24 protein-coding genes are annotated in these 26244 nt (G+C 61.1%); 14 read left to right on the top strand and 10 right to left on the bottom strand.

Annotated elements, in window-relative coordinates:
• Nucleotide 1 precedes the first annotated feature (1 nt).
• Both urtB and urtA read right to left on the bottom strand, forming a co-directional pair.
• Nucleotides 2-1621, bottom strand: coding sequence for an urea ABC transporter permease subunit UrtB (urtB, locus tag P3T16_RS20715; RefSeq protein ID WP_429259927.1), 1620 nt, complete (start codon nucleotides 1619-1621; stop codon nucleotides 2-4).
• Nucleotides 1622-1728: 107 nt separating this feature from the next.
• A complete protein-coding gene (urtA, locus tag P3T16_RS20720; RefSeq protein ID WP_429259926.1) occupies nucleotides 1729-3024 on the bottom strand; it encodes an urea ABC transporter substrate-binding protein in 1296 nt (431 codons plus the stop codon).
• A 413-nt stretch (nucleotides 3025-3437) separates the two neighbouring features.
• Here urtA and P3T16_RS20725 point away from each other — a divergent pair, with 413 nt between their 5' ends.
• The gene (locus tag P3T16_RS20725) at nucleotides 3438-4736 is read left to right on the top strand and encodes an aspartate aminotransferase family protein (RefSeq protein ID WP_429259958.1); all 1299 of its coding nucleotides are present in this window, start codon (nucleotides 3438-3440) and stop codon (nucleotides 4734-4736) included.
• A gap of 81 nt (nucleotides 4737-4817) precedes the next feature.
• Here P3T16_RS20725 and P3T16_RS20730 read toward each other — a convergent pair whose 3' ends face one another.
• Together P3T16_RS20730 and P3T16_RS20735 are read right to left on the bottom strand one after the other, a co-directional pair.
• Nucleotides 4818-5141, bottom strand: a complete 324-nt coding sequence (locus P3T16_RS20730; protein WP_429259925.1) for a rhodanese-like domain-containing protein — start codon at nucleotides 5139-5141, stop codon at nucleotides 4818-4820.
• Between the two features lie 43 nt (nucleotides 5142-5184).
• The gene (locus P3T16_RS20735) at nucleotides 5185-5838 is read right to left on the bottom strand and encodes a protein-L-isoaspartate O-methyltransferase family protein (protein WP_429259924.1); all 654 of its coding nucleotides are present in this window, start codon (nucleotides 5836-5838) and stop codon (nucleotides 5185-5187) included.
• A 254-nt stretch (nucleotides 5839-6092) separates the two neighbouring features.
• On the opposite strand from P3T16_RS20735, the gene P3T16_RS20740 reads away from it, so the two are divergent.
• The 7 genes from P3T16_RS20740 (at nucleotide 6093) to P3T16_RS20770 (ending at nucleotide 13814) form a co-directional block, all read left to right on the top strand.
• Nucleotides 6093-7085, top strand: coding sequence for a LacI family DNA-binding transcriptional regulator (locus P3T16_RS20740; protein WP_429343763.1), 993 nt, complete (start codon nucleotides 6093-6095; stop codon nucleotides 7083-7085).
• Between the two features lie 31 nt (nucleotides 7086-7116).
• On the top strand, nucleotides 7117-8604 hold the full coding sequence (locus P3T16_RS20745) for a sugar ABC transporter ATP-binding protein (protein ID WP_429343673.1): 1488 nt from the start codon (nucleotides 7117-7119) through the stop codon (nucleotides 8602-8604).
• Entirely contained in the window at nucleotides 8585-9598 is a 1014-nt protein-coding gene (locus P3T16_RS20750; RefSeq protein WP_429259922.1) for an ABC transporter permease, read from the top strand. The genes P3T16_RS20745 and P3T16_RS20750 overlap by 20 nt, the downstream gene beginning before the upstream one ends.
• Nucleotides 9599-9738: 140 nt before the next feature.
• Nucleotides 9739-10701, top strand: a complete 963-nt coding sequence (locus tag P3T16_RS20755; RefSeq protein WP_429259921.1) for a substrate-binding domain-containing protein — start codon at nucleotides 9739-9741, stop codon at nucleotides 10699-10701.
• Nucleotides 10702-10804: 103 nt separating this feature from the next.
• Nucleotides 10805-11854, top strand: coding sequence for a sugar phosphate isomerase/epimerase family protein (locus tag P3T16_RS20760; protein ID WP_429343674.1), 1050 nt, complete (start codon nucleotides 10805-10807; stop codon nucleotides 11852-11854).
• Between the two features lie 22 nt (nucleotides 11855-11876).
• The gene (locus tag P3T16_RS20765; RefSeq protein WP_429343675.1) at nucleotides 11877-13025 is read left to right on the top strand and encodes a Gfo/Idh/MocA family protein; all 1149 of its coding nucleotides are present in this window, start codon (nucleotides 11877-11879) and stop codon (nucleotides 13023-13025) included.
• Between the two features lie 66 nt (nucleotides 13026-13091).
• A complete protein-coding gene (locus P3T16_RS20770) occupies nucleotides 13092-13814 on the top strand; it encodes an NAD(P)H-binding protein (protein ID WP_429343676.1) in 723 nt (240 codons plus the stop codon).
• Here the strand turns inward: P3T16_RS20770 and P3T16_RS20775 are convergent.
• From P3T16_RS20775 to P3T16_RS20785, 3 genes are all read right to left on the bottom strand, one after another.
• Complete coding sequence (locus P3T16_RS20775; RefSeq protein WP_429259917.1) at nucleotides 13811-14068, bottom strand: hypothetical protein; 258 nt, start codon at nucleotides 14066-14068, stop codon at nucleotides 13811-13813. The two genes, P3T16_RS20770 and P3T16_RS20775, sit on opposite strands and share 4 nt — an antisense overlap.
• A gap of 88 nt (nucleotides 14069-14156) precedes the next feature.
• Entirely contained in the window at nucleotides 14157-15314 is a 1158-nt protein-coding gene (locus P3T16_RS20780; protein WP_429343677.1) for an ABC transporter substrate-binding protein, read from the bottom strand.
• A 69-nt stretch (nucleotides 15315-15383) separates the two neighbouring features.
• Nucleotides 15384-16325, bottom strand: a complete 942-nt coding sequence (locus P3T16_RS20785; protein WP_429259915.1) for a CysB family HTH-type transcriptional regulator — start codon at nucleotides 16323-16325, stop codon at nucleotides 15384-15386.
• A 219-nt stretch (nucleotides 16326-16544) separates the two neighbouring features.
• Here P3T16_RS20785 and P3T16_RS20790 point away from each other — a divergent pair, with 219 nt between their 5' ends.
• From P3T16_RS20790 to cobA, 6 genes are all read left to right on the top strand, one after another.
• Entirely contained in the window at nucleotides 16545-18224 is a 1680-nt protein-coding gene (locus P3T16_RS20790) for a nitrite/sulfite reductase (RefSeq protein ID WP_429259914.1), read from the top strand.
• 30 nt (nucleotides 18225-18254) lie between these two features.
• Nucleotides 18255-18797 carry a DUF934 domain-containing protein gene (locus P3T16_RS20795; protein ID WP_429259913.1) on the top strand — a complete coding sequence of 181 codons (543 nt, stop codon included), beginning with the start codon at nucleotides 18255-18257 and terminating at the stop codon, nucleotides 18795-18797.
• A complete protein-coding gene (locus P3T16_RS20800; protein WP_429343678.1) occupies nucleotides 18794-19540 on the top strand; it encodes a phosphoadenylyl-sulfate reductase in 747 nt (248 codons plus the stop codon). Before P3T16_RS20795 ends, P3T16_RS20800 begins: the two co-directional genes overlap by 4 nt.
• Before the next feature lie 93 nt (nucleotides 19541-19633).
• Nucleotides 19634-20596 carry a sulfate adenylyltransferase subunit CysD gene (cysD, locus tag P3T16_RS20805; protein ID WP_429259911.1) on the top strand — a complete coding sequence of 321 codons (963 nt, stop codon included), beginning with the start codon at nucleotides 19634-19636 and terminating at the stop codon, nucleotides 20594-20596.
• 19 nt (nucleotides 20597-20615) lie between these two features.
• Nucleotides 20616-21932: a sulfate adenylyltransferase subunit 1 gene (locus P3T16_RS20810; protein WP_429343764.1), complete on the top strand. Its 1317-nt coding sequence runs from the start codon at nucleotides 20616-20618 to the stop codon at nucleotides 21930-21932.
• Between the two features lie 58 nt (nucleotides 21933-21990).
• Complete coding sequence (gene cobA / locus P3T16_RS20815; RefSeq protein ID WP_429343679.1) at nucleotides 21991-22767, top strand: uroporphyrinogen-III C-methyltransferase; 777 nt, start codon at nucleotides 21991-21993, stop codon at nucleotides 22765-22767.
• Nucleotides 22768-23560: 793 nt separating this feature from the next.
• On the opposite strand, the gene P3T16_RS20820 is transcribed toward cobA, so the two are convergent.
• Genes P3T16_RS20820 through lptF form a run of 3 tightly spaced genes read right to left on the bottom strand, consistent with a single transcriptional unit; the run spans nucleotide 23561 to nucleotide 26217 of the window.
• Nucleotides 23561-23935, bottom strand: coding sequence for a sirohydrochlorin chelatase (locus P3T16_RS20820; RefSeq protein ID WP_429343765.1), 375 nt, complete (start codon nucleotides 23933-23935; stop codon nucleotides 23561-23563).
• A gap of 29 nt (nucleotides 23936-23964) precedes the next feature.
• Nucleotides 23965-25113, bottom strand: coding sequence for an LPS export ABC transporter permease LptG (gene lptG / locus P3T16_RS20825; RefSeq protein WP_429257802.1), 1149 nt, complete (start codon nucleotides 25111-25113; stop codon nucleotides 23965-23967).
• A 3-nt stretch (nucleotides 25114-25116) separates the two neighbouring features.
• Entirely contained in the window at nucleotides 25117-26217 is a 1101-nt protein-coding gene (gene lptF / locus P3T16_RS20830) for an LPS export ABC transporter permease LptF (RefSeq protein ID WP_429343680.1), read from the bottom strand.
• Nucleotides 26218-26244 lie beyond the last annotated feature (27 nt).

Consider the following 26244-nt stretch of genomic DNA (forward strand, 5'->3'; position numbering starts at 1 on the left):
CTCATGCCTCCGCGCTGCGGCCCTTCAAGGCAAACATGCCCTGCGGACGCTTCTGGATAAACAGCACGATCAGCACGAGCACGGCAATCTTCGCGAGCACGGCGCCCCAGAACGGTTCGATCGTCTTGCTGATGAGGCCCAGCCCAAAGCCGCCAATAACGGTACCCGCGAGTTGCCCGACACCGCCCAGCACGACCGCCATGAACGAATCGATGATGTAGCTCTGGCCAAGATCCGGACCGACGTTGCCGATCTGCGAAAGCGCGCAGCCTCCAAGGCCGGCGATGCCCGCACCGAATGCGAAAGCGTACGAATCGACGCGCGCGGTCTTCACACCGACGCACGCCGCCATCCGGCGATTCTGCGTCACGGCACGCACAAAGAGACCAAGACGTGTTTTCGTCAGCACCGCCCAGGCAATCCCGACGACGATCAGCGAGAACGCCAGAATCGCGAGCCGGTTATACGGCAGGATCAGACTCGGCAACACGGTCACACCGCCACTCATCCACGATGGATTCACCACCTGCACGTTCTGCGCGCCGAACAGCATGCGCGTCGCCTGGATCAGGATGAGGCTGATACCGAAAGTGGTGAGCAGCGTTTCAAGCGGGCGCCCGTAAAGATGCTTGAGCACGAGCCGCTCCAGCACGATGCCGACCAGCGCAGCCGCAACAAACGAAGCCGGGATCGCGAACAGCGGATACCAGTCGAATGCGCGCGGCGCGTAATGCTGCACGAGGTTCTGCACGACATACGTTGCGTACGCACCGATCATCAGGAATTCGCCGTGCGCCATGTTGATCACGCCGATCAGGCCGTACGTGATCGCAAGCCCTAAAGCGGCAAGCAGCAGCACGCTGCCAAGCGACAGACCGGCGAACAGCGTGCCCGCGATCTGGCTGCGTCGCTGGATCGAATCGAGTTCCTCGATGCCCGCCTGCGCAGCCGCGCGCACGCGGTCGTCGCTTTCGGCGAAGGTGCCGTCCGGCTTTTTCGCCACCAGCGGACGCAGCAGTTCATTCATGTCGAGGTCATGGCGTGCAGCAACCAGCTGCACGGCTTCGAGGCGCTTCGCCGCGTCGCTGTCGTGCAGCGCGGTCATCGCCCAGAGCGTATCGAGACGCTTCTTGAGGGTAGGGTCGGTCTCCTTCGCGCGCGCCCGGTCGATCATCGGTTTCATCGCGGCGTCCGGGTTCTTCAGCAACGCATCGATCGCGGCACTGCGCGCGGCCGGATCGGTGGCATCGAGCGCGAGGCCCGACACGGCGCCCGATACCTTCGAGCGCAAAATATTGTTCAGCGTGACCGGCTGCGCGCCGTCAGCGGCAACGGTCTTTCCGGTGACGGCATCGCGTGCGGTGTCGTTGTCCTGGATCAGCAGCTCGCCGGAGTCCGTTACGAGCGCGTTGTCTTCCGACAATGCCTTGAGCAGCGCCAGTGAGGGCGCGTCGTGGTTGGCGATCAGTTTGTCAATGGCGGCGGACCTGGCATCGAAGTCGTCGCCGGCGAGTGGCGCGACGTCCGCCTGGGTCAACGCAAATGCGCTGAGCGGCATCAGCGCGACGAGCGCGAGGCCGACGCAGGCGCGTCCAGCGGACCTTAAAGTAAGAAACGCCATGGTGACCTTTGAAGAGGAACCGGCAGGGCGGCGCGACATCGAACGAGAACGATGCCGCGCCGTCGTTACAGCGCTACAGCAGTGCTACCCCGAAATCAACGCAACAATTACGCCACGCGCGAGCGGCGCAGGAACGCCGGGATCGATGAGACGATGTCCGGCTTGCCCGCGTTGCCCGCGATATACGGGCTCCACGGTTGTGCACGCACAGCCGTCTTCGTCTTCCACACGACGTTGAACTGACCGTCCGCGCGCACTTCGCCGATCATCACCGGCTTGTGCAGATGGTGATTGCCGTCCATTTCGAGTACGAAGCCCGACGGCGCCGCCATCTTCTGGCCGATCATCGCGACGCGCACCTTGTCGACATCCGTGCTCTTCGCTTTTTCGACGGCCTGCTTCCACATATGGATGCCGACGAAAGTCGCTTCCATCGGGTCATTGGTCACGCGCTTCGTGCCGCCCGGCAGATTCTGCGACTTGACCCATGCGGCCCACTGTTCCTTGAACTTCGTGTTGGTCGGATTCTTCACCGACATGAAGTAGTTCCATGCCGCCAGGTTGCCGACGAGCGGCCGGGTATCGATACCGCGCAACTCTTCTTCACCGACCGAGAACGCGACGACCGGCACGTCCGTCGCCTTGAGGCCCTGGTTGCCGAGTTCCTTGTAGAACGGCACGTTCGAGTCGCCATTGACGGTCGAGATCACGGCCGTCTTGCCACCCTGCGAGAAGGTCTTGATGTTCGCGACGATGGTCTGATAGTCGCTGTGGCCGAACGGCGTGTAGACCTCCTGGATATCCGCTTCCTGAACGCCCTTCGACTTCAGGAACGCGCGCAGGATCTTGTTCGTCGTACGCGGATACACGTAGTCGGTGCCGAGCAGGAAGAACCGTTTGGCGCCGCCGCCTTCCGCGCTCATCAGATATTCAGTGGCCGGAATGGCCTGCTGGTTCGGCGCTGCGCCCGTGTAGAACACGTTGCGCGACATCTCTTCGCCTTCGTACTGAACCGGATAGAAGAGCAGGCCGTTCAGTTCCTCGAACACCGGCAGCACCGACTTGCGCGATACAGACGTCCAGCAGCCGAACACGACCGCGCACTTGTCCTGGGTGATCAGCTGGCGGGCTTTTTCAGCAAAGAGCGGCCAGTTCGAGGCCGGATCGACCACCACGGCCTCGATCTGCCGGCCATTCACGCCGCCGTTCTTGTTGATGTCCGCGATGGTCATCAGCGCGGTGTCTTTCAGTGAGGTCTCCGAGATCGCCATCGTGCCCGACAGCGAATGCAGAATGCCGACCTTGATCGGACCGCTGTCCTGTGCGTTTGCGAAAGGACTCTGGCCCGCGAGCGCGAGTGCGCCCGACATGGAACCGAATTTCAGCAGACTACGACGTTTCATTGTGCTTCCCCTTGCCAACTGGATGGTGACTGTTATGGGCGTCGGTATTGCCATGACGGTTTTGGATGCCTGGTGCCCGACTTCTACTGCAAGGCATATGCCAAGCGCTGAAACCTGCCTGTCGTCCGTGCACGCCTGCTACGGTGCGGTCAGGGGTTTCGTGGCGTTATGCGGCTTGGGAGCGAAAGTGGTGCACGAACAGGGCGCACGCCTCGCGACGGTGCGCGTCGCGCTGCAGCGACGCGCATCGTTTTTCTGGCGGGCGGCGGCGGTGCATGGGCGCTGCGCCGTTGTGCATGCCGCCATCGCTGCCTACACTGGAAGACCCACCTGCGAGGAGACACAACATGAATCAGCGCGAAGTGCCTGGAACGCCCGATCCTCTAGCCAGTGCCGAATCTGGGCCACTGGACATGGCTGCATTCTGGATGCCGTTCACAGCGAACCGTCAGTTCAAGGCCGCGCCGCGGCTCCTCGCGAAGGCGAAGGGGATGTACTACACGTCATACGACGGCCGACGCATCCTGGACGGCACCGCGGGCCTCTGGTGCGTGAATGCGGGCCATTGCCGCGACGAGATCGTTGCTGCGGTGCAGGCCCAGGCCGCTGAAATGGATTTCGCGCCGACGTTCCAGATGGGCCATCCGAAAGCCTTCGAAGCCGCGACGAAAATCGCCAGGCACACGCCGGCCGACCTGAAGCACATCTTCTTCGTGAACTCGGGATCGGAAGCGGTGGATACGGCGCTCAAGATCGCGCTCGCGTATCACCGTTCACGTGGCGAAGGGCAGCGCACGCGATTCATCGGACGTGAGCGCGGTTATCACGGTGTGGGCTTCGGCGGAATTTCGGTCGGCGGCATCGCGCCGAATCGCAAGGCGTTTTCCGGCGGCATGCTGCCAGCGGTCGATCATCTGCCGCATACGCTCAACATCAAGGAAGCCGCGTTTTCAAAGGGACAACCGGTATGGGGCGCGCATCTCGCCGATGAACTGGAGCGGCTCGTCACGCTGCACGATGCGTCGACGATTGCCGCGGTGATTGTCGAACCCGTTGCGGGCTCAACGGGTGTGCTGATTCCGCCAAAGGGCTATTTGCAACGTTTGCGCGACATCTGCGACAGGCACGGCATCCTGCTGATCTTCGACGAAGTGATCACCGGCTGGGGGCGTTTAGGCGCACCGTTCGCGGCGCAGTACTTCAACGTGACGCCCGATCTGCTGACGATGGCGAAGGGCACCAATAACGCCGCTGCGCCGATGGGCGCTGTCGCGGCCAGCGACAAGGTGCACGACACGATCGTCAACGGCGCGCCGGCGGGCATTGAGCTCTTTCACGGCTATACGTATTCGGGGCATCCGATTGCAGCCGCTGCTGCATGCGCGACGATCGATCTGTACGAGCGTGAGAATCTGTTCGAACGCGCCGCACAGATGTCGCCTGTCTTCGAGAAGGCGATCCACAAGCTGCAGGGTGAACGTCACGTGATCGACGTGCGCAATCTTGGGCTCGTGGGGGGTGTGGAATTGAAACCGCGCGATGGTGCGCCGGGTTCACGTGCGTACGACGTGTTTGTGCGGTGCTTCCAGAAGGGCGTGCTGACGCGCTATACAGGCGATATTCTCGCGTTCTCTCCACCGCTCATCATCGACGAAGCGCAGATCGACGAGATCTTTGCGACCGTGGGAGAGGTGTTGCGAGAGACCGATTAGCGGCGCTTCGGCAGGCGTAATACAAAACGGGCGTCATCCGTGATACGGATGACGCCCGTTTTAACGTGCAGCGGATCAGAATCAGTAGGTCGGAACCGACGGATCGACCTGACGCGACCACGCGTCGATACCGCCTTGCAGGTTGAAGACCTTCGCATGGCCGCGCGATTCGAGGAACATCGCGACCTGCGCACTGCGTGCGCCGTGGTGACAGACGCAGACGATTTCCACGTCGTCTTCGAGTTCTTCGCTGCGAGCGGGGATTTCGCGCATCGGGATCGACATGCTGCCGGCGATCTTTGCGGTTTCGATTTCCCACGGCTCGCGCACGTCGAGCAGGACCGGTGCGGCGCGCGATGTATCAGCGAGCCATTCGGCGAGGGCGGAAGCAGTCAGGTTTTGCATCGGGGGTAAATTCCGTTACGTCGATCAGGTTCGCAGGCAGCGTTCAGAACTTGAAGCGCGGCGGCTGCACAGCGTTGATCAGCGGCTCGACATAGGTTTCGAACACATCGGCGACGCGGTACTGCTTCTCGTCGATACGCGTGATGATCTGGGCCTTCATCACCGGCGCCGTGCCGACGAATGCAGCCACACGGCCACCAATCTTCAGCTGGTCGAGGAGTTCCTGCGGCAGTACCGGCAGGCCGCCCGACACGCAGATCACGTCATACGGCGCTGCGTCTGCCCAACCACGCGATGCATCGCCGGTGGCGACTTCAGCGTTCAGCACGCCGTTGTTCGCGAGGTTCGTGCGCGCGAGTTCGGCGAGTTCCGGTTCGATATCGACGCTCAGCACGTGCTGCGCGCGGTTCGCCAGCAGGGCGGCCATGTAGCCTGAACCCGCGCCGATTTCCAGCACGCTTTCGTGCTTCTTCACGGCCAGTTCCTGCAGCACGCGTGCTTCGACGCGCGGCGCCAGCATGTGCTGGCCGGCAGGCAGCGTCACTTCGAAATCGACGAAAGCCAGATCGCGATACACCGCGGGAACGAAGTTTTCACGCTTGACGATCGAGAGCAGGTTCAGCACGTCCTGGTCCAGCACTTCCCAGGGGCGAATCTGCTGTTCGATCATGTTGAAACGCGCTTGCTCGATATTCATGATTGTTTTCGACGGGTTGGTTGAATGCAACCGGAAGGTGTGGGGAACTGCGGGATTGTACCAAACCGGGGGCGAGTTCCGTGGCGAGCGGGGCAGGCATGAGCGCCGCCTCACTCCGTGTAAATCCCTACACATTCGACCTTGAGATTCCGCGCACTCTCGACCAAAAATGTAATCGATTACATTTTTGGGGGCAAACACCCGTGTCGAGACCGCGTCAGCGCGACGTTGCATCGCTTCGATCGTCCGACGACATGTCGATTGCCGGCGTGGCCGAGCAGGCAGGCGTATCGGTCGCCACGGTGTCACGCGTGCTGAACGGGCATTTGAACGTGCGGCCCGAGACGCGCGATCGTGTGCTCGCCGCAGTAAAAACCAGCGGCTACCGCGTCAACGAACTCGCGCGCAATCTGCGCACTGCCGAAAGCCGCCTTCTTCTGACGATGGTCCCGGACTTCGGCAATCCCTTTTACGCAGAAGTCGTGCGTGGCATCGATGCCGTCGCGCGCCAGCACGGCTATTTCATGCTGCTCTGCGACACGGGCGCCGATCCGGGCCGCGAGCGCAGTTACTTCGACATGTTGCGGCGCCATCGCGCGGATGGCGCGATCTGCCTCGACCCGGACACCGTTCAACACGCGCTCGCCGAAGACTCGGGCACGCTGCCGTGGGTCGCGTGCTGCGAGTTCGATACCGATATGGGCGTACCGTGGGTCGGCATCGACAACTATCGCGCAGCGGGTGATGCAGTGCGTCATCTGCTGTCACGTGGGCGTCGTCGGATTGGTCTCATCAATTCGGATGATGGATACCTGTACGCGCGGCAGCGTCAGGAAGGCTATCTCGACGCGCTTCGTGACGCGGGTGTGACACCGCGGCCTGCATGGCGCCGAAACGTGTACAGCCTTGATTACGAAGCCGCTGCGGCCGCCGCTGCCGGACTCGCGCAGCAGCAGGGCGACGATGCGCCCGACGCGATCTTCGCGGTCTCGGACACGCTTGCGATAGGCGCGATCAATGGTCTGCGCAGCGTCGGTCTACGAACACCCGCAGACGTCGCGGTGGTGGGCTTCGACGATATCTCGGTGGCCGCGCAGATCGATCCGCCGCTGACCACCATCGCGCAGCCAATGCGCGAACTTGGCGAGACGGCCGCGCGTTTATTGCTGAAGCGTCTCGCGGACCCGGCGGCGAGTGTGCCGGGCGTGCTGCTGCCGCACCGGCTTGTCGTGCGGCAGAGCTCATAACCATGGACAACACAGGGGAGCGATAGTCGCGATGAGTCTCTCGATCCGCTTCGACGACATCAGGAAAGATTTCGGCCCGGTGCGCGTGCTGCACGGGGTGTCGTTCGATCTTGCGCCAGGGCGTATCTATGGCCTGCTCGGCGAGAACGGCGCGGGCAAGTCGACGCTGATGAAAATACTCGCCGGCTACGAAAACGCGACCGAAGGTTCGCTTTCAGTCGATGGCACAACGCGGCACTTCGCCAGTTCACGCGATGCCGAAGCCGCGGGCATCGTGCTGATACACCAGGAATTCAACCTCGCCGATCATCTGTCGATCGTCGAGAACATGTACCTGGGTCACGAGAAGAAACGCGGCTGGCTGCTCGACGATGCCGCGATGAAAAAAGAAGCAACGCGTTATCTCGAACAGGTCGGGCTGAAGAAATCGCCGGATACGCAGGTGCGCAATCTGATCGTCGCGGAAAAGCAGATGGTCGAGATTGCGAAAGCGCTCTCGCGTCGCGCGCGTTTCCTCATCATGGACGAACCGACCGCGACGCTCACGCCTTCCGAAACCGAGCGTCTGTTCACGTTGATGCTGAAGTTGAAGGCCGATGGCGTGACGATCGTCTACATCTCGCACAAGCTCGATGAAGTCGAGCACATCACCGACGAAGTGATCGTGATGCGCGACGGCCGCTTCGTTGCGCGCGGCGAGACGTCGAGTCTCGCGCGACAGCAGATGGCGAACCTGATGGTGGGGCGCGATGTCTCCGACATGTTCCCCGACAAGTCGCCGCCGCCCGCGGATGCAGCCGTGGCGATGCGCGTCGAGGGGCTGGCGGTGCCGGGCTGGGTCGAGTCGCTGTCGTTCGATGTGCGCGCGGGCGAAGTGCTCGGGTTTGCGGGGTTGGTGGGCGCAGGCCGCACCGAAGCATTCGAAGCGATTCTTGGGCTCCGCAAACGCACGGCAGGTCGCGTTGAACTCGCGGGTCGCACTGTCGATATTCACAATCCACTCGACGCGATGCGCAACGGGCTCACGTATCTGAGCGAAGACCGCAAGAACAAGGCGCTGCACGTCAATCTGAACCTGCAGGACAACCTGACGCTGATGACACTCGATCGCTATGCGCATCCGCTGCTCGACCTGAAAGCAGAGCGCGCCGCGCTAAAAGCAGGCATCGCCGAATTCGGCATTCGCACGGGCGACCCTTCGATCCGCGCGCGCATGCTATCTGGCGGCAACCAGCAAAAACTCGCGCTCGCGAAGTTTCTGCATCCGAACCCGAACGTGATCGTGCTCGACGAACCGACGCGCGGCGTCGACGTCGGCGCGAAGCGCGACATCTACTTTCTGATTCACCGGCTCGCCGCGCAAGGGCGCGCGGTGATCGTGATCTCGTCCGAGCTGATCGAACTGATCGGTCTGTGCCATCGTGTCGCCGTCATGCGCACTGGCCGCCTTCAAACGACGCTCACGCTCGACCAGCTAACCGAAGAGGAGTTGATTGCTCATGCAACCGGCACACACTGAACCGGGGCAACCGGGCCGTGCGATGCGCCTCGCGCACCGGCTGTACGGGCTCGGTCCGCTGCTTGGCCTGATCTTCCTGTGCGTGGGCGGCCAGCTGCTCAACCACGACTTCGCGACGATCGACAATCTCACCAACGTGCTCACGCGCACGTCGTTCATCGGCATCATCGCAGTGGGCATGACATTCGTGATCATTTCAGGTGGCATCGATCTTTCGGTCGGATCGATGGCCGCGCTGATCGCAGGCAGCATGATCTACACGATGAATGGGCTTGCCAGCGGACTCGGCGGCCACACGTTCGCGCCACTGTCGATTGTGATCATCGGTATCGTGCTCGCGCTCGTGCTCGGCAGCGTGTTCGGTATTGCGCACGGCCTGCTGATCACCAAAGGTCGCATCGAGCCGTTCATCGTGACGCTCGGCACGTTAGGCATCTTTCGCGCGGTGCTGACGTGGCTCGCGGACGGCGGCGCGCTCACGCTCAACAATTCGCTTTCCGATCTCTATGGTCCGGTTTACTACGCGAGCGTGTTCGGCGTGCCGGTGCCGATCTGGGTCTTCCTGATCGTCGCCGCGGGTGGGACGCTCATTCTGAATCGCACCGCTTTCGGCCGGCACGTGCAGGCGATAGGCTCGAACGAACAGGTCGCGCGCTATGCGGCGATTCGCGTGGACCGCGTGAAGATCGTGACGTACATGCTGCTTGGCATCTGCGTTGGCGTCGCGACCGTGCTGTATGTGCCCCGGCTTGGATCTGCAACACCCACTACGGGTCTTTTGTGGGAACTGGAAGCGATTGCGTCCGTTGTGGTGGGCGGCACCGCGCTCAAAGGCGGCGAAGGTCGCGTTATCGGTACGGTGATCGGCGCTGTGCTGCTGTCGGTCATCGCGAACATCCTCAATCTCACGAGCATCATCAGCGTGTATCTGAATGCGGCAGTGCAGGGCGTCGTCATCATCATCGTCGCGTTCCTGCAGCGTGGGCGGCGTTGAACGGCTTTGACCCGCAGCGAGACGAATCAAGGCGAATCAAGGCATGCAGTCCTGAAGTCAGCAACAACCGCAGTACCCGGCCTTGCGGCTGGCACCTCAAAAACCGGGCGCACGACGCGTCCTACGACAGGAGACACAACATGAAGCAGGTCATTCGGGCGATCAGTGCCGGCGTGCTGGCGTTGGGCATGCTGGGTACGGCGGGCGCGGCAAGGGCGGACGACAAGGTCATACTGGGCGTCGCGATTCCGACCGCCGATCACGGCTTCACCGGCGGCATCGTCTGGTGGGCGAACAAGGCCAAGCAGGACATGGAGAAGGCGCATCCGGATCTGAAGGTGATCCTGAAGTCGTCGGCAAGCGCGCCGGAACAGGCGAACCAGCTGCAGGATCTTGTGACGGTCAACCATATCAATGCGCTGGTGATCTTCCCGCACGAATCCGCTTCGCTCACGCAGCCGGTGGCGCAGGTGAAGAAGAAGGGTGTGTATGTGACAGTCGTCGATCGCGGTTTGACGGATACAAGCGCGCAGGACGCCTACGTCGCAGGCGACAACACCGCGTTCGGCCGGCTTGCCGGTGAGTATTTCTGCAAATCGCTGAACGGCAAGGGCGACATCGTCGCGCTGCGCGGTATTCCGACGACGCTCGATAACGAACGCTACAACGCGTTCACCAAGGCATTGTCGGCGTGTCCCGGCGTGAAGGTGCTCGACGCGAAGTACGCAAACTGGAATCGCGACGATGCGTTCAAGGTGATGCAGGATTACCTCACGCGCTTCAAGCACATTGACGCAGTCTGGTCGGCTGACGATGACATGTCGGTCGGCGTGCTGAAGGCAATCGATCAGGCAAAGCGCACCGACATCAAGGAGGTGCTCGGCGGCGCGGGCTCGAAGGAAATGATCAAGCGCGTGATGGATGGCGACAAGCTCATCAACGCGGACGTGACCTATTCGCCGAAGTTCATCTACGACGCAATCCAGCTCACTGCCGAAGCGCGCCTGAAGGGTGAAAAGCTGCCGGCGACGACGATCGTGCCTTCGGTGCTTGTCACTAAGGACAACGCGAAAGACTACTACTTCCCGGAATCGCCGTTCTGATGTGTTGCGCAAAGCCGCGTGACTGCGATGTGCCTGAAGCGCAGTGCAGTCACGCGGCGCCCTGAATGTCGAACGCTCTATTCATCACCCGAGGAGCCGCACGATGAAAACCATCAAAGGGCCGGCGATCTATCTGGCCCAGTTTCTGGGCGACAAGGCGCCCTTCGACAACCTCGACAATCTCGCGACGTGGGCTGCGAATCTCGGCTACAAAGGCATCCAGGTGCCCGTCGATTCGCGTGTGATCGACCTCGAAAAAGCCGCGTCGAGCCAGACCTATTGTGACGAACTGCTTGGCGCGGTTGCCGACGCGGGCGTCGAGATCACCGAACTGGCGACGCATCTGCAAGGCCAGCTCGTCGCCGTGCATCCTGCGTATGACCAGCTGTTCGACGGCTTCGCCGCGCCGCACGTGCGGGGCAATCCTCAGGCGCGCACCGAATGGGCGATCCAGCAGTTGAAGCTCGCGGCGCAGGCGTCGCGTCGTCTTGGGCTTGATACCCATGTGTCGTTTTCCGGCGCGCTTGCATGGCCTTATGTGTATCCGTGGCCTCAGCGTCCGGCCGGTCTCGTCGAAGCCGCGTTCGATGAACTCGCGCGCCGCTGGAAGCCGATTCTCGATGCATTTGAGGAAGTCGGCGTCGACGTTGCTTACGAACTGCATCCGGGCGAAGACCTGCACGATGGCGTGACGTTCGAACGGTTTCTTGAGCGCGTGGACGGACATCGTCGCGTGAACATCCTGTTCGATCCGAGCCACTACGTATTGCAGCAACTCGATTACCTGTCGTTCATCGATATCTATCACGAGCGCATCAAGGTTTTTCACGTGAAGGATGCGGAGTTTCGTCCGACGGGCAAGGCCGGCGTGTACGGCAGCTATAGCGGCTGGACAGAAAGGCCAGGCCGCTTCCGCTCGCTCGGCGATGGACAGATCGACTTCGGCGCGATCTTCTCGAAGATGGCGCAGTACGACTATCCGGGCTGGGCTGTCCTCGAATGGGAATGCGCGTTGAAGCATCCCGAGGACGGCGCGCGTGAAGGCGCGGAATTCATTCGTCGACACATCATCCGCGTGGCCGAAAAATCGTTCGACGATTTCGCGGGCAGCGGCGTCGATCAGGCGCAGATCAAACAGGTGCTTGGACTGTGACGCAGTCATTCAGGAGCATTCGATGACACGAAGATTGCGGTTGGGCATGGTCGGCGGCGGGCAGGGCGCGTTCATCGGCGCGGTGCATCGTATCGCCGCGCGCCTCGACGACCGGTTCGAACTCGTGGCAGGCGCGCTGTCGTCCGATGCGGCGCGCGCGCAGGCAAGCGCCGCGGAAACAGGCATTGCGCGCAGCTATTCCGACTGGCGCGAGATGGCAAAGGCCGAAGCAGCGCGCGACGACGGTATCGACGTCGTCGCGATCGTCACGCCCAATCATTTGCATGCGCCCGTGGCGACGGCATTTCTTGAAGCGGGCATTCACGTGATTTGCGACAAGCCGCTGGCGATTTCTCTGGCTGAAGCGGAGGCGCTCGCCAGGCTCGCGCGCGAAAAGAAGAAGCTGTTTGCGCTCACGCACACGTATTCAGGCTATCCGATGGTGCGGCACGCGCGCGAGCTGGTCGATGCGGGCGAGCTTGGCGACATTCGTGTCGTCCAGGTGGAGTACGCGCAGGACTGGCTGGCGGAGCCGATTGAAAACACCGGCACGAACAAGCAGGCTGGATGGCGGACGGATCCCGCACAATCAGGTCCGGCTGGATGTCTCGGTGATATCGGCACGCATGCGTATCACCTCGCCGCGTTTGTGACGGGGATGCTGCCAAAGGAACTGTCGGCGGAAGTGCACACGTTCGTGCCGGGCAGAAAGCTCGACGATCACGTGCAGGTGATGCTGCGCTACGCAAGCGGTGCGCGCGGCATGCTGTGGGCGAGCCAGGTCGCGAGCGGCGCGGAGAACGCGTTGCGGCTGCGCGTGTATGGCACGAAGGCTGGGCTCGCGTTCGATCAGGAATATCCGAACGACCTGTGGTTCACGCCGCTTGGCGGCGCATCTGAGCGACTGACACGGGGTCGCGTGAAAAGCGCGATCGCCGCGCATGCCACGCGCGTGCCCCCGGGACATCCAGAAGGATATCTGGAGGCGTTCGCGCAGTTATATCTCGACGCAGCGCTGCAGATCGAAGCGCTCGATGCAGGCAAACCGTTGCCGCCTGAAAGCCGCCTGCTAACGACAGTCGATGATGGCGTCGAAGGCATGCGCTTCATCGAAGCGGTGCTAAAGAGCAGTTCGAAGAACGCGCAATATCAGGAAGTTCAAAACGGTTGAGGGGATCGCACGCGTGCCATGAACGCACGGTAAGATGCAGCACGTCATCTTTCCGTGGGTTCATCCATGTCGGCCAATTTTGCATCCATCGATCCTGTCGCGGATTCTGCCTCGCAGAAGCGCACCGTGCTGCTGGTCGGCGGAACGGGGCTTGTGGGCGGCGCGTGTCTGAAGCTGCTTGCACGCGATGCGCGTGTCGGCGAGGTGCGCTCGCTGGTGCGGCGCGCGTCGGGCGTGGGGATCGCTGGCGTCGCGGGTCACGCGAATCGCGTGATTGAACAGGTCGTGGATTTTGACCGTCTTGACAGCACGCCCGATAGCGATGAAATCTTCGCCGTCGATGCCGTGATCTGCGCGTTAGGCACGACCATCAGGACAGCCGGATCGCAGGCCGCGTTTCGCAAGGTCGATTACGAGTACCCGTTGCGCGTGGGTGCATTGGCGCGCCGTCATGGCGCGTCGCGTTATGCGCTTGTGAGCGCTATCGGCGCGAGTCCGCATGCGCGAACGTTTTATAGCCGGGTGAAGGGCGAGGTCGAAGAGGGCGTGCTCGGTCTGGGCTTTCCGTCGGTCACGATCGTGCGGCCGTCTTTCCTGATGGGTGAGCGGGTCGAGAGCCGACCGCTGGAAAGTATTGTGCGCCGCTTCGGCGTGATCCTGCCGCTTAAGTGGCGTTCAATCGCCGCCGAGGATGTTGCGCGTGCTTTGGTGTCCGCTGCGTTGGGCGGAGCGCCAGGCGTGACGATTATCGAAAACGAAGCGCTGCATCGTGGCGCCGGTGCGCTCTAACGCTTGCTGTTCTTGATCTGCTCTTCGAACGCGAGGTCGAGCTTGCTCGCCTTGCGCGGCTTTTGCGGGCCGAATGCGTCGACGAATTTGACGAAGTCGTCGAGCGTTAGCGGATCGGAAACCTTCCTGTCGCTGCCGCTGGATTTGTCGACGAGATAGAAGAGACCGCCGGAGAGGCTGATCGCCGCGTATTGCGGATTGCCGCTGCGGGTTTTCAGCCGCTCGACGGCGTGGATGGCTCGGGTAGTACGCATGGTTTCAGCTACAGAGTGAAGACAGACACTGTATCAGTAACGAAGGCGGCGAGCGATGCGAAGCGCGCAAGCCGACCGCCGTCGAAGCTTACTGGCTCAGATACGTAAACTTCCCGTCCTTGATGATGCCCATCACGCTTGCGCGCTGATCGAGGCCCACGTGGTCCTTGGCGCTCGTGTTGACCACACCGTTCGGCACGACCAGTTCGTGCGCATGTTCGAGTTCGGTGCGCAGCGCAGCGCGAAATTCAGGTGTGCCCGGTTGCGCCGTTTTCAGCGCGCGAGCCACCGCATCGTTAAGACGCGGATACACACCAGCCGCATCGCCCGCAAACTGCGTGACGGTGTTCGGGCCGTATTGCCCTTCATACGCGTTGACGAACGCAATCGCGGCCTTTTTAGCGGGATGATCCGCCGGCAACGTACGCTCGACGACAACAGGCTGCGTCGGAAACAGTGTGCCTTCGACATCCTTGCCGCCGAGCTTGATGAACTCCGGCGTCGCGATGCCGTGCGTCTGGTAGATCGGCCCCTTGAAGCCGCGTTCCACCAGCGTGCGCTGCGGCAGCACCGTTGGCGTGCCGGCGCCTGCGACGAGAACCGCGTCCGGCTTCGCGGCGATCAGCTTCAGCACCTGACCCGTCACGCTCGCGTCCGTGCGGTTGAATCGCTCCGTTGCGACAACCTGAATGTGGCGCAGCGTCGCGAACTTCGTGAACTCGTTGAGCCAGCTATCGCCATAACTATCCGCGAAGCCGATGAAGCCGACCGTCTTCACGTTGTGATTCGCCATGTAACGCGTCATCACGTCGGCCATCGCGCTGTCGGTCTGCGCCATCTTGAAGGCCCACACGCGCTTGCCTTCCTGCGGTTCGACCACGCTTGCCGAACCGATCAGCGTGATCATGGGCGTCTGGTTTTCCGCGACCGGATCGAGTGCCGCGAGCGCAGCCGGCGTGATATTCGGACCGACGATCACATCGACGTGATCTTCGTTGATGAGCTTGCGGATGTTGCGCACCGCGGCGCCTGGATCGGAGCCGTCGTCGAGAATGATGTATTCGGCTTTCTGGCCGGCGATCGTCTTCGGCCACATCAGCATCGCGTTCTTGCTGGTGATGCCGATCGCAGCGGCGGGGCCGGTGCTCGACAGATCGATGCCGACCTTGATGTCGGCGTGGGCGACCGTGCTGATCACGAGTACCGCGGCAGCGGCGACGTCACGCAGGTTCTTTTTGTACGACATAAGGCGCATCGTTTGGGTCTCCGTAGCAGAATGGAAACAGCGATTGTTATAAACCGGGTAGAAGGTGCTTCAAAGCTCGTACGATTCGTGCTCGCCTTTGAGCGCCTGCTCGATGAGCCGGCGGTTCAGGCTCGGCGACAGCAGTTCGACGAGCGTATACACATAGCTGCGCAGATACGCGCCGTGTTTCAGCGCGACGCGCGTCACGTTGCTGCCGAACAGGTGACCCACCGGCATCGCGCGCAGATGACGGTCGCGCTCGGCGTTGAACGCGATATCCGCCATGATGCCGACGCCTAAACCAAGCTCGACGTAGGTTTTGATCACGTCGGCGTCAATCGCTTCGAGCACGATGTCCGGATGCAGGCCGCGCAGACGGAACGCCTCGTTGATCTTCGTGCGGCCGGCGAACGCGTTGTCATAGGTAATCAGCGGAAACTGGGTCAGGTCGTCGAGCGACAGCAGTTTGCGGTCCAGCAGCGGATGATCCGGCTGCATCACGGCGACGTGGTGCCACTGGAAGCAGGGCAGCGAGACCAGTTCCTTATAGGTGGAGATCGCCTCGGTGGCGACCGCGAGGTCGGCCTGATCATGGATGACCATTTCGGCGACCTGCGTCGGGCTGCCTTGCAGAATGGAAAGGTGAACTTTGGGAAAACGCTTCTTGAATTCGGCGATAGCGGCCGGAAGTGAGTAGCGCGCCTGGGTGTGCGTGGCGGCAATGACGAGATTGCCCTGATCCTGTGCCGCGTAATCTTTACCGACTCGCTTGAGGCTCTCGACTTCCTGGAGAATCTTCTCAACCGACTGAAGAATGATCCGGCCCGGCTCGGTCAGCGAGCGGACGCGTTTGCCGTGCCGTGTGAAGATTTCGACGCCGAGTTCATCCTCCAGCTCGATGATTGCCTTCGACACGCCTGGCTGGCTTGTAAACAACGCCTTGGCCGCTTCCGTGAGGTTGAAGTTCTGCCGGACCGCCTCGCGCACGAAGCGAAACTGGTGCAGGTTCATTTATAACCTCTCCGCATATGAAAACAATTTTTAAGTCGTTTGAAATATAAGGCGAGTTTATTACGATTTCCCCAACTTTTCCAATATGGATATCTGTATTTGTCATAAGCAAATGAAGGATGCGTCTAAAACCTTCTTCCGCTGGCGCTGACAGACATGGGTAGACAGGGCGCGGCGTAACCGGAACGCCTCGCGGTAACGAAAAAATGGGGTCCCCGAATGTACCAATACGATCAGTACGACCAGACCATCGTCGATGAGCGCGTCGCGCAGTATGCCGACCAGGTTCGTCGCCGGCTGTCGGGCGAATTGAGCGAAGAAGAGTTCCGCCCGCTGCGTCTGCAGAACGGTCTCTACATGCAGCGCCACGCGTACATGCACCGCATCGCGATTCCTTACGGCAATCTGCGCAGCGACCAGCTGCGCATGCTCGGCCGCATCGCGCGCGAGCACGACCGCGGCTACGGCCATTTCTCGACGCGCTCGAACATCCAGTACAACTGGATCAAGCTCGAAGAAACGCCGGAAATTCTCGCAAAGCTGGCGTCGGTGCAGATGCACGGCATCCAGACGTCGGGTAACTGCATCCGCAACATCACCGCTGACCAGTTCGCTGGCGTCGCACCCGATGAAATGGTCGATCCGCGTCCGTGGGCTGAAATCCTGCGTCAATGGTCGACGTTCCACCCGGAATTCGCGTGGCTGCCGCGCAAGTTCAAGATCGCTGTGTCGGGCTCGACAGAAGATCGTGCAGCCGTGCAGGTACATGACCTCGGCGTGTATCTGAAGAAGAACGAGCAGGGCGAAGTGGTCGCGAGCATTCTGGCGGGCGGTGGTCTCGGCCGCACGCCGATCGTCGGCGCGATCATTCGTGAAGATCTGCCGTGGCAGCATCTGCTGACGTACTGCGAAGCCGTACTGCGTGTGTATAACCGCTACGGCCGCCGCGACAACATGTACAAGGCGCGTATCAAGATTCTCGTGAAGGCGTTGAGCCCGGAGAAGTTCTCGAAGCAGGTCGAGGAAGAATGGCAGCATCTGAAGGACGGTCCTTCGACGCTGACGCAGGCCGAACTCGATCGCGTGTCGCAATACTTTGCGCCGCCGGTTTACGAAAAGCTGCCGGACACGGATGCATCGTTTGAAAACCATCTGCTCGAAAGCCGCGCATTTGCGCGCTGGGTCGAGCGTAACGTGCGTCCGCACAAGGTGTCGGGTTATGCGTCGGTGACGCTGTCGCTGAAGAACAGCGTCGTGGCGCCGGGCGACGCAACCGATACGCAGATGGAAGCTATCGCCGACTGGGCCGACAAGTACTCGCTCGGCGAGATTCGCGTCTCGCACGAACAGAACCTGATTCTCGCGAACGTGAAGAAGCGCGATCTGTTCGAGCTGTGGGAACTGGCCAGGGCTCAAGGTTTCGCGACGCCGAACATCGGTTTGCTCACCGACATCATCGCGTGCCCGGGTGGCGATTTCTGCTCGCTCGCGAATGCGAAGTCGATTCCGATTGCGCTCGCGATTCAGGAACGCTTTAACGATCTCGACTTTGTTTATGACCTCGGCGACGTGTCGCTGAACATCTCGGGTTGTATCAACGCGTGCGGCCACCATCACATCGGCAACATCGGCGTGCTTGGCGTCGATAAGGACGGCTCGGAGTGGTACCAGGTGACGCTTGGCGGCGAGCAAAGCTCGGGCGCGACGGGCGCGCATCTGGGTCGCGTGATTGGCCCGTCGTTCTCGGCGGAAGAAATGCCGGACGTGGTGTCGAAGGTGATCGATACGTTCGTGGAAAACCGCATCGACGGCGAACGTTTCATCGACACGTACAACCGCATTGGTATTGCGCCGTTCAAGGAACGTGTGTACGCGTCGCGTCAACCGGCTCACGCCTAACCCGCGATTCAGGCTTAAAGGATTCTGCAGATGGCTTCGATTATCAAGAACCGCGCGATCGTTAGCGATGACTGGACGGTTGTGCGCGCAACGGAAGACGGCACCTTGCCCGCAGTGGAAGCACTGCCGGCCGGCAAGGTGATCGTGCCGTTCGCGTTGTGGCAGGCTGCGCGCGATGCATTGATCGCGTCGCGCAACGCAGGCGAAATCGCTGTATGGCTCGAGCCGGACAGCGAACCGGCGGATATCGTCGGTGATTTCGACAAGGTCGCGCTGATCGCGATCGACTTCCCGGTGTTCCGCGATGGCCGCGGCTACAGCATTGGTCGCCTGTTGCGCGAACGCTATGGCTACAAGGGCGAACTGCGCGCAATCGGCGACGTGCTGCGCGATCAGGTGCGACTCATGTATCGCTGCGGCTTCGATGCGTTTGCCGTACGCGAGGACAAGGACATCCACGACGCGCTGAAGGCGTTCGACGATTTCACCGTGCAGTATCAGGGCGCGGTCGATGATCCGACGCCGCTGTTCCGTCGTCGCGAAGCTGCGGCTGCACAAAAGGCTTCGGCATGAGCGACGCCACTGGAACAGTGACGCCTGAGCTCGCAGCGAAGATCGGGCGGCTGGATACGCTGCTCGATTCAATTGCTGCACGTCACGCAAATGTGAAGCTCGCGAGCAGCCTTGCCGCGGAAGACATGCTCTTGACCCACGCGATTCTTTCGCGCGGCGTGAAGGTCGGCATCTTCTCGCTCAACACCGGACGTCTGCATGCGGAAACGCTCGGCATGCTCGACCGCGTGAAAGAGCGCTATGGCTACGACATCGAACAGTTTCATCCGCAAGCGGATGCCGTTGACGAATACGTCGCGCAACACGGTCTGAACGCGTTTTACGAAAGCATCGATCTGCGCAAACGCTGCTGTGAAATTCGCAAGGTCGAGCCGCTTAACCGCGCGCTGTCGGATGTGAGCGCATGGGTAACGGGTCAACGTCGTGAACAGTCGGTGACGCGTGCCGAACTGCACGAGGAAGAGCACGACGGCGCACGCAACATCGCCAAGTTCAACCCGCTCGCCGACTGGACCGAAGCCGATGTGTGGGCATACCTCAAGGCGTTCGATGTGCCGGTCAATCCGCTGCATGCACGCGGTTATCCGAGTATCGGCTGCGAACCGTGCACGCGCGCCATCCGTCCCGGCGAGGATAGCCGGGCAGGGCGCTGGTGGTGGGAATCGCGCGATACGAAGGAATGCGGCCTGCACATCACGACGATTCCGATTGCGGTTGCTGGCGCGGAGAACTCCGCTGCCTGAGCCTGAGTGGTTGCCGCTGAAGAATATCGATTGAACGATTGAATACCGCGTCGCAAGTCACCACTTGCGATGTGAACCAAGGAAGGACACACCATGAGCACGACGCTCGATCCCGCACTGAATGCTCCGCTCGCCAACACCGCGAACCGGATGGATCACCTCGACTGGCTCGAAGCCGAGTCGATTCACATCCTGCGCGAACTGGTTGCCGAATGCAGCAACCCCGCGCTGCTGTTTTCGGGCGGCAAGGATTCGGTCGTCGTGCTGCATCTGGCACTGAAGGCGTTCGGCCTCGGCGCGAACCGCAAGACGGTGTTGCCGTTCCCGCTCGTGCACATCGACACCGGCCATAACTACGACGAAGTGATCGACTTCCGCGATCGTCGTGCCAAGGAAATTGGCGCGCAGCTCGTGGTGGGCCACGTCGAAGATTCGATCAAACGCGGCACGGTGCGTCTGCGTCGCGAACTGGATTCGCGCAATGCGGCGCAAGCGGTGACGCTGCTCGAAACCATCGAGCAATACGGCTACACGGCGATGATCGGCGGCGCGCGTCGCGATGAAGAAAAGGCGCGTGCAAAAGAGCGCATCTTCTCGTTCCGCGACGAATTTGGTCAGTGGGATCCGAAGGCGCAACGTCCGGAACTGTGGAGTCTCTTTAACGCACGTCTGCATAACGGCGAGCATCTGCGTGTGTTCCCGATCTCGAACTGGACTGAGCTCGACGTGTGGCAATACATTGCGCGCGAGAAGCTCGAACTGCCGTCGATCTATTACGCGCATCATCGCGAAATCGTGCGTCGCAATGGCCTGCTCGTGCCGGTGACGCCGCTTACGCCGATGCGCGAAGGCGAGACCAGCGAAACGGCGCTCGTGCGTTTCCGCACCGTGGGCGACATCAGCTGCACGTGCCCGGTGGAAAGCGATGCGGATGATCTGGAAAAGATCATCGCCGAAACGGCCGTGACCGAAATCACGGAACGCGGCGCGACCCGGATGGACGACCAGGCATCGGAAGCCGCGATGGAAACACGCAAGAAGCAAGGTTATTTCTAAGGCACACGAGGGCAATGCAATCATGAGTATTCATCAACCAGAAGACCTCGGCGTGCTGCGTTTCATTACTGCAGGTAGTGTCGATGATGGCAAGAGCACGCTGATCGGGCGTCTGCTGTATGACAGCAAGGCTGTGCTGTCGGACCAGCTGTCGGCGCTGTCGCGTGCGAAGAACAAGCGCACCGTGGGCGACGAAATCGATCTGTCGCTGCTGACGGACGGCCTTGAAGCCGAACGCGAGCAGGGCATCACGATCGACGTGGCGTACCGTTACTTCGCGACTGCGAAGCGCAAGTTCATCATCGCCGATACGCCGGGCCACGAGCAGTACACGCGCAACATGGTGACGGGCGCATCGACCGCGCACGCCGCGATCATTCTCGTCGACGCGACGCGTGTCACGTTCGTGGATGGCGTTGCACAACTGCTGCCGCAAACGAAGCGTCACAGCGCGATCGTGAAGCTGCTGGGTCTGCAACATGCGATCGTCGCGATCAACAAGATGGATCTGGTCGACTACAGCGAAACGCGCTTCAACGAAATCCGCGATGCGTATGTCGAACTTGCGCGTCAGCTGGGTCTGAACGATGTGCGCTTCGTGCCGGTGTCGGCACTGAAGGGCGACAACATTGTGACGGCGAGCGAGCGTATGCCGTGGTACGCGGGCGAACCGCTGCTCGACGTGCTCGAAGCGTTGCCGGTCGAGATTCCGACGGGTCAGGCGCTGCGTTTCCCGGTGCAATGGGTGGCGCGCCAGGACGGCAGCCAGGCCGACGATTTCCGCGGCTACATGGGCCGCGTCGAATCGGGCGAAGTGAAGCTGGGCGACACGATCGTCGTGCTGCCGGCGAACCGTGAAGCGACGGTGGCGGAAATTATTGCGCCGGTGCCGGGCGGCACGGCGCAGGTCGATCGTGCATTCGCGGGCCAAACAGTGACGATCCGTCTTGCGGAAGACGTCGACGTATCACGTGGTGATACGTTCGTGCTGCGCGAGGCGGCGCCAGTGCCCGCGAAGAAGCTCGAAGCGGATCTGTGCTGGTTCGATGACACGCCGCTGTCGACGCAACGCAAGTATCTGCTGAAGCAGACCACGAACACCGTGTTCGCGCGCATTGGCGCGATCAAACAGGTGCTGGACGTGCATACGTTGTCGCACGCGACGGACCGTCTTGATCTGACGATGAACGATATTGGGCGTGTGTCGCTGACGTTGCAGAAGCCGATCGTTGCGGACGCATACGATTCGCATCCGGGAACCGGCGCGTTCGTGTTGATCGACGAAGCGACACATCACACGGTTGCGGCGGGCATGATTCGTGCGTTTAGTGCTTGAGTGAACGCGCTCTAGCGCGGTCGTATTTGCACGAACTGGACGAACGGGATTGAAGCAAATGGGCAAGGTGTATCTGATTGGTGCAGGACCGGGTGCAGCGGACCTTATCACGGTGCGCGGCGCTCGCTTGCTGGGCATGGCGGACGTGGTGCTGCACGACGCGCTGGTTGAGCCCGCGATGCTCGATTACGCGCCTACGTACGCGCGCCGGATCGCGGTGGGCAAGCGATGCGGTCAGCGTTCGACGGCGCAGCATTTTATCAACAAGCAGATTGTGGACGCGGCTTTAGAGCACGATGTGGTTGTGCGTCTGAAGGGCGGCGATCCGATGTTGTTTGGCCGTGCCGATGAGGAAATGCGGGCGTTGGAAGCCGCGGGCATCGAGTATGAGGTTGTGCCTGGGATTACGGCTGCGCTGGCCGGTGCTTCGGCTTTGAAGCGGTCGTTGACGCTGCGCGGAGTGTCGCGCAGTGTTGCGCTGGCGACGCACAGCCGGGCTGCGGATACTGAAGAAATCCGCGAACAGGTGAAGGCGGACTCGCTGGTGTTTTACATGGGGCGGGATAGCGCGCCTGAGATCGCACAACGGTTGATTGACGCTGGGCGCGCCGGGTCGACGCCTGTTGCTATTGTTGAGGCTTGCAGTACGGTTCGGGAGCGTTCGCTGACTTTAACGCTCGAGGGTCTCGCTTGCGGAGAGGCACAGCATTGGCTTGATGAAGCTCAGCCTAGTCTTTTGATGATCGGCGATGCATTCGCTGAGAGGCGCTTGTTGCCGCGCGATGAGGTTCTGGATGCTTCCTCCTCTTCTTCTTCTGCATTGCATGCGGCTTAGGTTTTTTTGGCCTTTCCTTGCTTTGCTTTCGGTCTATTAGCGTCGCCCCTGTGCGGGGCGGCACCTACTTTTCTTTGTCCTTGCCAAAGAAAAGTAGGCAAAAGAAAGGCGCCGAAAACTCTTCGCTTCCTGGTGCGTCATCACCGGGGAATGGCACCCCACGAAGTGTCGCCCTCACACTTCATATGACCTTGGTCCGCGCACGATCCGATCCCCCGCGCAGCACCCCTCGTGACACAGGGCTCATTCATCCGACTCCGCACTTCGTGCGTCGCCGTCCGGCATAACTTCGCGTCGCGCTGCATTTTGTAGCATTTCGCCGCGCCCCTCAGCCGTCACCCCGTATCGACACTTGCACCGCTCGCCCGTCCGTCCGCGACGCGCATCGCGCGGAGCGGGGTGGATGAGTGCTTTGTCACGAAGGGTGCTGCGCGGGGGATCAGATCGTGCGCGGGCCGATGCCGGGTGAAATGCGGGGGCGACACTTCATGGGGTGCCATTCCCCGGTGGCGACGCACCCCGGAACGGACGAGTTTTCGGCGCCTTTCTTTTGCCTACTTTTCTTTGGCAAGGACAAAGAAAAGTAGGTGCCGCCCCGCACAGGGGCAACGCCGATAGACCGACGTGAATACAAGGAAAGGCCAACAAACACCCCAAAACCGCGCCGCAAGAAGCGCTTGTTGGCAAGTAGGTGCCGCCCCGCACAGGGGCAACGCCGATAGACCGACATGAATACAAGGAAAGGCCAAAAAATCAGCCAGAAAAACGAAAAATCAGCCAGAAAAACGAAAAATCAGAAAACCTGCCGAAGGCAATACTCTGCAACAGCATCGAGAACAGCCTCATCCTCCCCCACCGCGGTAGCGCATCGAACAGCCACATCAGGAAACGCCTCGCGACAGCGAGCAACAATCTCTGGCAGATCCCGCCTCACATGCCCGCCCTGCCCAAAAAAAACAGGCACAACGGTAATCTCGCTGCACCCAAGCGCAACCTGCGCGGAAACAGCAGCAGGCAAATCCGGCGACATCAACTCAAGAAAAGCCAGCGAAACAGGCCCGGCATCCCCGCGCGCAGCGGCCAGCTTCGCCGCGAGGCGGGCAAACGGCTCAGCCCATCGCGGATCGCGCGCGCCGTGCCCAAACAGAACGATTCCGTGCGTCCCCATCATGCAGTTTCCCGCAAAAGCACAACACGCTAGTGTCGATCAACCCACTTCAACCCGATCAACCCAAGAGCAAGATAGATCAACCCTGGCGTCGCCGCAGTCAAAGGCGCCGGCCACGTATTCAACGTGCCAATGTGCGAGAACAGCGTGTTGAAGAGCTGGAAGCTCATCCCCAGCATGATCCCGCCAAACACCTTCACCCCCACCACGCCCGCGCGCGTATGCAGATACGCAAACGGCAACGACAGCACCAGCATCACGAACACCGCAAACGGATACAGCAGCTTGCGCCACAACGCGATCTGGTAACGCTGCGTGTCCTGATGATTCTCCGTCAAATGCTGGATGTAGCGGAAAAGATTGAACATCGACATCCGCTCAGGCGAAACCAGCAGCACCGACAGAATCTGCGGCGTCAACTCCGAACGTAGCGAATACTCAGGCAGCGTCACCTGTCTGGCGCGATAAACCGGGTTCAGCGCATCGGCCGGTTTCGCGCCCGCCGGCACAACATCGATCAACTGCGTATCGGTGACATCGGTCAATTGCCAGTGCCCAGGCGGCGCGTATGTGCCCGTCTTCGCGATGCGCACATTGGCCAGACGAAACTGCGAGTCAAACTCGTAAATGCGCACGTTGCTGATCGTGGCATCCGGACGCAGTTCGCCGACATTCACGAAACGCGTCACCTGCTCGCCATCGGAACGCGCCGTGAGCGTGTCCTTCACCCACACGCCCGATTCGAAGGTGCTCGACACCGCTGAACCCAGCGCCTCCAGACGCACGCGTTCGGACAGCTGATCCGTATACGGGCCGACCACTTCGCCGATCAGATAGGTCAGAAACACCAGCGGAATGCCGATCTTCATCAGCGAACGCAGCGCCTGATTCGTCGCGAGGCCGGACACGCGGAAAATCGTGTACTCGGAATTCGCCGCCATCTGCGCAAACACGTAGATCGCACTGATCAGCGCGGCGACCGGGATGATTTCGTAGAAGCGCGAGGGCGTCTGCAGCGCAACGCGCAGCACCGCATAGCTGAACTTGTAGTTGCCGTGCCCGACCGAATTCAGTTCGTTGATCAGGTCGAAAAAGAAGAACAGACCCGAAAACGCGAACAGAATAAAGATGAACGTGAGGTAGATCTGACGTGCGAAATAATTTTCATAAATGCGCATCGGTCAGGCCCCCTGCGTCGAACGGTGGAGCATCGCCCGCGTGAACAGCGGACGGTTGCGCACGCGCAGCCAGAAAAGGAAGCCGACTATCGCCGCCACCACAATATGCAGCCCGATAATCCCGACGCCAAACGACAGTTTTCCCTGCTCGATCCACGATTGCACGACGTTCAAGAGATTCGAATACGTCAGATAAATCAGCACCGCCATCACCAGATTGATCGTGCGGCTGCGTCGCGGGTTCTGGTGTGCAAGTGGAATCGCCAGCAACATCAGGTTGATCGCGATCAGCGGCAAGCCGGCGCGCCACGCGAATTCGGCGAGGTTTTCCTTCGTCGGATTGCGGAACAGTTCGAGTGTCGGCGTGCCCGTCGTCGTGGGCGCGCTCACCACCGGCTGGCTCTGGATCTTCACGCCGTAGCGTTCGAATTCCATGATGCGGAAATCCGGGTGACCCGGCTCGCCGTCATAACGACGGCCGTTTTCCAGCACGACAAAGCGGTCGCCATTCTTCTGCGTTTCCGTGTGGCCGTTCTTCGACACGATCACGTTGACCTTGCCGTTTTCCGTGCTCGTCACGAACACATTCTCCACGTGGCCCTGATCGGGCGACATCTTCTCGATGAAGAACACGCGATGGCTCGCCGGCGATTCGCGGAACTGGCCAGGCGCGAGCATCGATACTTCATCGCGCTGCTGGAAGCGCGCGCGAATCAGCTTGCTCTGCTGGTTCGACCACGGCCAGCCCACGAACACGAAGAACATGATGAGGATGATGATCGGCGTCGAAAACACGGCGACCGGTTTGATGAGGCGCGTGAGGCTCACGCCGGACGCGTGCCACACCACCATTTCGGAATCTTTGTACCAGCGCGTGAGGACGAACAGGATCGACACGAAAAGTGTCGCGACGAGCATGATCGCCAGATAGCCGATAACGGTGAGGCCGATCAGAACCAGGACGTCGCGCGGATCGATCTCGCCCGACGCGGCAAAGCCGACGATGCGGATCATCATCGTCGTCAGCACTAGCGTCAGCAGAACCATGAACACGGCACCAGCCGTATACGCGAGTTCGCGCTGGAGGGAGCGTTCGAAGATCATTGTTGATGAAGAGAGGGCGTGCCCCGG

Source organism: Paraburkholderia sp. GAS42 (assembly GCF_050436565.1).
In the GTDB taxonomy this organism is placed as follows: Bacteria; Pseudomonadota; Gammaproteobacteria; order Burkholderiales; family Burkholderiaceae; genus Paraburkholderia.

Excerpts from the sequence above, each read along its gene's own strand:
- urtB (WP_429259927.1), bottom strand. The coding sequence starts at position 1,621 with ATGGCGTTTCTTACTTTAAGGTCCGCTGGACGCGCCTGCGTCGGCCTC.
- urtA (WP_429259926.1), bottom strand. The coding sequence starts at position 3,024 with ATGAAACGTCGTAGTCTGCTGAAATTCGGTTCCATGTCGGGCGCACTC.
- P3T16_RS20725 (WP_429259958.1), top strand. The coding sequence starts at position 3,438 with ATGGCTGCATTCTGGATGCCGTTCACAGCGAACCGTCAGTTCAAGGCC.
- P3T16_RS20730 (WP_429259925.1), bottom strand. The coding sequence starts at position 5,141 with ATGCAAAACCTGACTGCTTCCGCCCTCGCCGAATGGCTCGCTGATACA.
- P3T16_RS20735 (WP_429259924.1), bottom strand. The coding sequence starts at position 5,838 with ATGAATATCGAGCAAGCGCGTTTCAACATGATCGAACAGCAGATTCGC.
- P3T16_RS20740 (WP_429343763.1), top strand. The coding sequence starts at position 6,093 with ATGTCGATTGCCGGCGTGGCCGAGCAGGCAGGCGTATCGGTCGCCACG.
- P3T16_RS20745 (WP_429343673.1), top strand. The coding sequence starts at position 7,117 with ATGAGTCTCTCGATCCGCTTCGACGACATCAGGAAAGATTTCGGCCCG.
- P3T16_RS20750 (WP_429259922.1), top strand. The coding sequence starts at position 8,585 with ATGCAACCGGCACACACTGAACCGGGGCAACCGGGCCGTGCGATGCGC.
- P3T16_RS20755 (WP_429259921.1), top strand. The coding sequence starts at position 9,739 with ATGAAGCAGGTCATTCGGGCGATCAGTGCCGGCGTGCTGGCGTTGGGC.
- P3T16_RS20760 (WP_429343674.1), top strand. The coding sequence starts at position 10,805 with ATGAAAACCATCAAAGGGCCGGCGATCTATCTGGCCCAGTTTCTGGGC.
- P3T16_RS20765 (WP_429343675.1), top strand. The coding sequence starts at position 11,877 with ATGACACGAAGATTGCGGTTGGGCATGGTCGGCGGCGGGCAGGGCGCG.
- P3T16_RS20770 (WP_429343676.1), top strand. The coding sequence starts at position 13,092 with ATGTCGGCCAATTTTGCATCCATCGATCCTGTCGCGGATTCTGCCTCG.
- P3T16_RS20775 (WP_429259917.1), bottom strand. The coding sequence starts at position 14,068 with ATGCGTACTACCCGAGCCATCCACGCCGTCGAGCGGCTGAAAACCCGC.
- P3T16_RS20780 (WP_429343677.1), bottom strand. The coding sequence starts at position 15,314 with ATGTCGTACAAAAAGAACCTGCGTGACGTCGCCGCTGCCGCGGTACTC.
- P3T16_RS20785 (WP_429259915.1), bottom strand. The coding sequence starts at position 16,325 with ATGAACCTGCACCAGTTTCGCTTCGTGCGCGAGGCGGTCCGGCAGAAC.
- P3T16_RS20790 (WP_429259914.1), top strand. The coding sequence starts at position 16,545 with ATGTACCAATACGATCAGTACGACCAGACCATCGTCGATGAGCGCGTC.
- P3T16_RS20795 (WP_429259913.1), top strand. The coding sequence starts at position 18,255 with ATGGCTTCGATTATCAAGAACCGCGCGATCGTTAGCGATGACTGGACG.
- P3T16_RS20800 (WP_429343678.1), top strand. The coding sequence starts at position 18,794 with ATGAGCGACGCCACTGGAACAGTGACGCCTGAGCTCGCAGCGAAGATC.
- cysD (WP_429259911.1), top strand. The coding sequence starts at position 19,634 with ATGAGCACGACGCTCGATCCCGCACTGAATGCTCCGCTCGCCAACACC.
- cobA (WP_429343679.1), top strand. The coding sequence starts at position 21,991 with ATGGGCAAGGTGTATCTGATTGGTGCAGGACCGGGTGCAGCGGACCTT.
- P3T16_RS20820 (WP_429343765.1), bottom strand. The coding sequence starts at position 23,935 with ATGGGGACGCACGGAATCGTTCTGTTTGGGCACGGCGCGCGCGATCCG.
- lptG (WP_429257802.1), bottom strand. The coding sequence starts at position 25,113 with ATGCGCATTTATGAAAATTATTTCGCACGTCAGATCTACCTCACGTTC.
- lptF (WP_429343680.1), bottom strand. The coding sequence starts at position 26,217 with ATGATCTTCGAACGCTCCCTCCAGCGCGAACTCGCGTATACGGCTGGT.